The sequence below is a fragment of the Methyloversatilis sp. S146-33 genome, from assembly GCF_059552495.1.
Map to the genome: position 1 here is coordinate 1 of NZ_JCANOT010000001.1, position 5719 is coordinate 5719.

Below are 5719 nucleotides of genomic sequence, written 5' to 3' on the forward strand. Positions count from 1 at the left end.
GCGCGGATTCAGCCGCACCCAGGCGCTTGTTGCGCTGGCCCGAAAACTCGCGCGCGTTGCCTTCTCACTGATGAAGAACGCCGCAGACTATGTCCCGAAACAACACGAAAACGCTTGCGGCGGAACATAGAATCTCCCACAAAACCGCGGGCGGCGGCCTCGGGCTGGAGTCAGCCGGGCGTCAGCCCCGCTTCGGCCAGCTCCGCGGCACGCAGCACGGCGCGCGCCTTGTTCAGCGTTTCCTGCCACTCGCCTTCGGGCGTCGAATCCATCACCACGCCACCACCTGCCTGGGCGTGCAGCACGCCGTCCTTGATCACCGCGGTACGCAGCGCGATGGCGACGTCCATGCCGCCGTTGAAGCCGAGGTAACCGACGGCGCCGGAATAGATGCCGCGCTTGACCGGCTCCAGCTCGTCGATGATTTCCATCGCGCGCACCTTGGGCGCGCCGCTGACGGTGCCGGCCGGGAAGGTGGCGCGCAGCACGTCCATCGCGGTCAGGCCCGGCTTCAGCACGCCTTCGACGTTGCTGACGATGTGCATCACGTGCGAGTACTTCTCGACCACCATGCGGTCGGTCACCTCCACCGTGCCGGTGGCGGCGACGCGGCCCAGATCGTTGCGGCCGAGGTCGACCAGCATGATGTGCTCGGCACGTTCCTTCTCGTCCGACAGCAGATCCTCGGCCAGCGCGCGGTCCTCCTCGGCGTTGGCGCCGCGCTTGCGGGTGCCGGCGATCGGACGCACGGTCACCTTGTCGCCTTCGAGGCGGGCCAGGATTTCCGGGCTGGCGCCGACGATGTGGGTATCACCCAGATTGAAGAAGTACATGTAGGGCGACGGATTCAGCGCACGCAACGCGCGGTACACCGCCATCGGCGTGGTCGCCAGCGGCTTGCTCATGCGCTGCGACGGCACCACCTGCATGATGTCGCCGTCGAAGATGTAGCGCTTCGCCTTCTCCACCGCGGCGCAGTAGGCGTCGTGGCCGAAGCCGGATTCCGCGGCCACCGATTCGCCACGCGGGGTGTCGGGCTCGCGCAGCGGCGAACGCAGGCGCGCGGTCAGCGCGTCGAGGCGCAGATGCGCATTGTCCAGCGCGTCCGGCTTCGCCGGATCGGCATAGACGATGAAGGTGAGCCGACCGGACAGGTTGTCGAACACCGCCAGCTCGTCCGACAGCAGCAGATGAATGTCCGGCACGCCCAGCGGATCGGCCTTGTCCCAGCCGGCGGCGAGCCGGTGCTCGACGTAGCGCACCACGTCGTAGCCGAAATAGCCAACCAGACCGCCGGAAAAACGCGGCAGGCCCGGCAGGTCGGGGACGCGGTAGCGGGCGAGGAAGGCCTGGACGAAGGCCAGCGGGTCGCTGCTTTCCGTCCGCTCGATCACCGCGTCGTCGCGCAGCACCTCGATCCGGTCGCGGCGCACGACGATGCGCGTCTGCGCCGGCAGGCCGAGTATCGAGTAACGGCCCCAGCGCTCGCCGCCCTGCACTGATTCCAGCAGATAGGAATACGGTACGTCGGCCAGTTTCAGATAGGCGGACAGCGGGGTGTCGAGATCGGCCAGTGCCTGGCGCGAAACGGGAATGCGGTTGTAGCCGGCGCGTGCAAGCGCCTCGAATTGATCTTGATTCATGGACAGACCGGAGAGCGGGGTTTCGAACGACGCCGCGGTGTCACCGCGCGCGCCTGACCAGGAGCGGACTCAGGCGGCTCGCCACAGGTACCCGTGCAGGGGCGCGGGCGCGCAGCTGCGGGCGGGTGTCTCCTTGGAATTCGGGCTGTCCATTCGGCTTCGGTGCGTAGTGGTTTCGTCGGCTCAGGCGGTCGAAAGCGTGACCCGGTCGAGCAGATCGGGGAGCGAGGATAGTAGCCCATCGCAATCTTTTGCGTCCAGCACGCGCCCCTCGCTGTAACCCCAGGGCACGCCCAGCACCGGAATGCCGGCATTGCGGGCGCAGTCGATGTCGTTGTACGAGTCGCCGACGTGCAGCGCGGCCGACGGCGCCACGCCCAGTTCACGCACCGCGTGCAAGAGCGGCGCTGGGTCGGGCTTCTTCTGCGGCAGGGTGTCGCCGCCGACCACGCTGCCGAAGAAATGGCGCATGTCCATCTGTTCGAGCAGCGGCAGCGTGAAGTCGACCGCCTTGTTGGTGACGCAGGCCAGCCTGAAACCGGCCGCCTGCAGCGACGCCAGCGTGTCGTGCGCGCCGTCGTAAGGCACGGCACGCACGCCGTTGCGCACGCGGTAGCAGCGCTTGAACACCTCGATCGCCCGCGCGAGAAAAGCCGCATCCTGCGCCCGCTCGCCGAGACAGCGTTCGACCAGGTTCGGAATGCCACGCCCGACGAACACCCGCACCTCGTCCTCGCGGCGCGGCGGAACGCCCAGTTCGACTGCCATGTCCTGCGCGGCAGCAGCGAGGTCGGGCACGGTGTCGAGCAGCGTGCCGTCGAGGTCGAAGGTGATGGCGGCGACCGCGAAGCGCTGCGTCATGCTCAGACCGCTTCCAGCTGCTTGCGCAGCGCGGCGATCACGCTGTCGTAGCGGTGCGGGTCGCTGTCCTTGCCGGCACCGAACACGGCCGAGCCGGCGACGAAGGTATCGGCGCCGGCGCGCGCGATTTCGGCGATGTTGTCGATCTTGACGCCACCGTCGATCTCCAGCCGGATATGGCGGCCGGTGCGCGACACGTATTCGTCGAGACGGGCACGCACCGCGCGCAGCTTGTCGAGCGAGGACGGAATGAAGCTCTGGCCGCCGAAGCCCGGGTTTACCGACATCAGCAGCACGACGTCGAGGCGGTCCATCACGTGGTCAAGGTAGTGCAGCGGCGTCGCCGGGTTGAACACCAGACCGGCCTGGCAGCCGTGGTCGCGGATCAGCGACAGCGTGCGGTCGACGTGCTCGGACGCTTCCGGGTGAAAGGTGATCACATTGGCGCCGGCCTTGGCGAAATCGGGAATGATGCGGTCCACCGGCTTCACCATCAGGTGCACGTCGATCACCGCCTCGGTGTGCGGTCGCAGCGCCTGGCACACCAGCGGGCCGATGGTCAGGTTGGGCACGTAATGGTTGTCCATCACGTCGAAGTGGATCCAGTCGGCGCCCGAGGCGATGACGTTGCGCACTTCCTGGCCGAGGGCGGCGAAGTCGGCGGACAGGATGCTGGGGGCGATCAGGTAATCCAGATTGGTGGTACTCACGGTGCGGCTCCGAAGGTCGAAGCCGCGATTGTATCGGGTCGGAAGCGTCGCCCTGTCGCGTGTCGCCGATACGTGCGTGCGCACCGCTTGCCGCGTCATCGGAGTTCGGTTAAATAGAAGGCATGGCCGAATCGAAAAAATACGAAGTGACGGTGAGCGTGCAGGCACGCTATGTCGAAGAGCAGTCCGACCCCGAGGACAGCCGCTTCGTGTTCGCCTACACCGTCAGCATCACCAACACCGGCACCGTGCCGGCGCAGCTGATCAGCCGGCACTGGATCATCCGCGACGCAAACAACGCCGAGCAGCAGGTGCGCGGGCTGGGTGTGATCGGCCAGCAGCCGCTGCTGAAAGCCGGCGAGAAGTTCGAATACACCAGCGGCTGCGCGCTGAACACGCCGGTCGGCACGATGCGCGGCAGCTACCAGATGGTGGCCGAGGACGGCACGCAGTTCGAAGCCGACATTCCGGAATTCACGCTGGCCATGCCGCGCGTGCTGCACTGAGCCACGAGGCGATGTCGCTCGCCTCGTCCTATACCCGCCTCGCCCCCCTCTACGACACGGTGGTCGCCGCCGCGTCGCTCGGCGCCCGCCGCGCCAGCCTGGCCCACCTGCCGCGGACCTCGTCCGACGTGCTGCTGGTCGGTGTCGGCACCGGGCTGGACCTGCCCCACCTGCCCGCCGATCACCGCTACACCGCGATCGACTTCAACGCCGCCATGCTCGCACGCAGCCTGCCAAGGGCCTCCGGCCTGAACTACGGCGCGGTGCGCGGCGACGCGATGCGCCTGCCCTTCGCCGACGCGCAGTTCGACTGTGTGGTGCTGCACCTGATCGTCGCCGTGGTGCCGGATGGCGCCGCCTGCCTGCGCGAAGCGGCGCGCGTGTTGCGCCCGGGCGGTGCGGCGCTGGTGCTGGACAAGTTCCTGCGCCGCGGCCGCCCTGCCCCGCTGCGCCGCCTGCTGTCGCCGCTGGCCGGCCGCATCGCCACCCGGCTCGACGTCGTGCTGGAGGACGCGCTCGATGGGCTGCCCTTCGGCATCGTCAGCGACGAGCCGGCGGCCTTAGGCGGCTGGTTCAGGCGGGTGCGGCTGCTGAGAACCTGAGCCGGCTCACGCCGCGTCGCGGCCCAGGCGGCGCATCCGCGCATGCCAGCGCGCACGGCCCGCATCATCCATCGCGTCGACGCTGCCGATCAGCGTGCTGCGCACCGGCTCGATGCCGACGAAATGCAGGATGTTGCGCTTGAAGCTCATGACGCCGTGCGCCAGATAGAAGGTGCGGAACAGCCAGGCGGGCATGCCCATCGCGACGACCAGCCGCGCCGACCGACCTTTCAGCAGCCGGGTGAAGGGGTTGCGCCCGCGCCCTTCGCCGATGGCGAAACCCGGACGGAACACCTGTTCGAAGAAGGCCTTCAGCACCGCCGGCAAGGTGCCCAGCCAGATCGGGAAAAACACCACCAGATGCTCGGCGTCGGCGATCAGCACCTGAGCCTGCGCGATGTCGCCTTCCGCCGGCGCTGACCATTCGGCTTTCGAGCGCAGCACGGTAAAGGAAAGCCGGCTCACGTCGATCACGCTTACCGTGTGCCCGGCGGCTCGCGCGGCGGCCACATAGCTGTCGGCCAGCGCGCGCAACAGCCCGGGGCGGGATTCCGGGTGACCCTGGATGACGACGATGCGGCTCATGGCGGGGCTCCTGCAATGCAGAGGCCTTCATCATGACCAGCCGGGCGCGTCCGGCCCTTGAGCGGGATCAGGGTCGGGTATCGCACAGCAGGAGTGCGTCGCTCGCGTGAAAAAAGCTGGCGGCACACCGCGGCCCGCTCGGAGTCAGAAGACCCCTCCCACAGAGGACGCGCCCAGGCCCTCGGCCGGTGCCCGCACGGGGTTCCGGTGGGTGGGGTCTTCTGAACCCGACAGCGGCGGAGGGCAGTGTGCGGCTCTTGATTCCGGCCCCGTCGGCAGCAATGGCGGCCTCCCACACAGATCCCGCGCACAGTCCTGTGCCCAATACCGTGGGAGCGAGCTTGCTCGCGATTGCACCCTCGATCGAAGCCGGTGGCCGACAACAGCCGCATCGCGAGCAAGCTCGCTCCCACAAGGAGTGCGCCCGTCCCGTGGCCAGCGCCTGGGTTCTGTAGGAGGTGTGCCCGATCCGCGGCCGGATCAGGAGCTCTGTGGGAGGGGTCTTCTGACCCCGACAGCGGCGGTGGGCAGTGTGCGGCTCTTGGTTCAGGCCCCGTCGGCAGCAATGGGCCTCCCGCAGGGTTCCTCGCTCAGGCCTTTGCCCAGGCTCGTGGGAGCGAGCTTGCTCGTGATAGCGGCATCGAACAAAGCCGGCGGCCAGCGACAGCCGCATCGCGAGCAAGCTCGCTTGTATGTTCTACCGTGGCAAGCGTAGGAATAGCTTGTCGGGCGGAGGGACCGAGCTCGGATCTGACGGCAAGCACGTACAGACAGTGGGAGAGATGTCCCGCCCTCACCCCAAGCACCGATCA

Annotated in this window: 6 protein-coding genes and 1 pseudogene; 3 read left to right on the forward strand and 4 right to left on the reverse strand. The window is 67.9% G+C overall.

Annotated elements, in window-relative coordinates; translation table 11 throughout:
• Positions 1–130, forward strand: a pseudogene (locus AC51BJ_RS00005) (IS110 family RNA-guided transposase); the annotation flags it as partial.
• A gap of 40 nt (positions 131–170) precedes the next feature.
• On the opposite strand, the gene trpE reads toward AC51BJ_RS00005, so the two are convergent.
• The 3 genes from trpE to rpe form a co-directional block, all read right to left on the reverse strand.
• The gene (gene trpE, locus AC51BJ_RS00010) at positions 171–1643 is read right to left on the reverse strand and encodes an anthranilate synthase component I (protein ID WP_496278915.1); all 1473 of its coding nucleotides are present in this window, start codon (positions 1641–1643) and stop codon (positions 171–173) included.
• A 183-nt stretch (positions 1644–1826) separates the two neighbouring features.
• Positions 1827–2504, reverse strand: a complete 678-nt coding sequence (locus tag AC51BJ_RS00015; protein WP_496278916.1) for a phosphoglycolate phosphatase — start codon at positions 2502–2504, stop codon at positions 1827–1829.
• 2 nt (positions 2505–2506) lie between these two features.
• On the reverse strand, positions 2507–3214 hold the full coding sequence (gene rpe / locus AC51BJ_RS00020) for a ribulose-phosphate 3-epimerase (RefSeq protein ID WP_024300601.1): 708 nt from the start codon (positions 3212–3214) through the stop codon (positions 2507–2509).
• A 122-nt stretch (positions 3215–3336) separates the two neighbouring features.
• Here rpe and apaG point away from each other — a divergent pair, with 122 nt between their 5' ends.
• Both apaG and AC51BJ_RS00030 read left to right on the forward strand, forming a co-directional pair.
• Positions 3337–3720, forward strand: a complete 384-nt coding sequence (gene apaG / locus AC51BJ_RS00025) for a Co2+/Mg2+ efflux facilitator ApaG/CorD (protein WP_019919320.1) — start codon at positions 3337–3339, stop codon at positions 3718–3720.
• Between the two features lie 11 nt (positions 3721–3731).
• Positions 3732–4322 (forward strand): class I SAM-dependent methyltransferase, encoded by a 591-nt coding sequence (locus tag AC51BJ_RS00030; RefSeq protein ID WP_496278917.1) that lies wholly within the window; start codon positions 3732–3734, stop codon positions 4320–4322.
• A gap of 6 nt (positions 4323–4328) precedes the next feature.
• Here AC51BJ_RS00030 and AC51BJ_RS00035 read toward each other — a convergent pair whose 3' ends face one another.
• Complete coding sequence (locus AC51BJ_RS00035) at positions 4329–4907, reverse strand: NAD(P)H-dependent oxidoreductase (RefSeq protein ID WP_496278918.1); 579 nt, start codon at positions 4905–4907, stop codon at positions 4329–4331.
• Between the last annotated feature and the right edge of the window lie 812 nt (positions 4908–5719).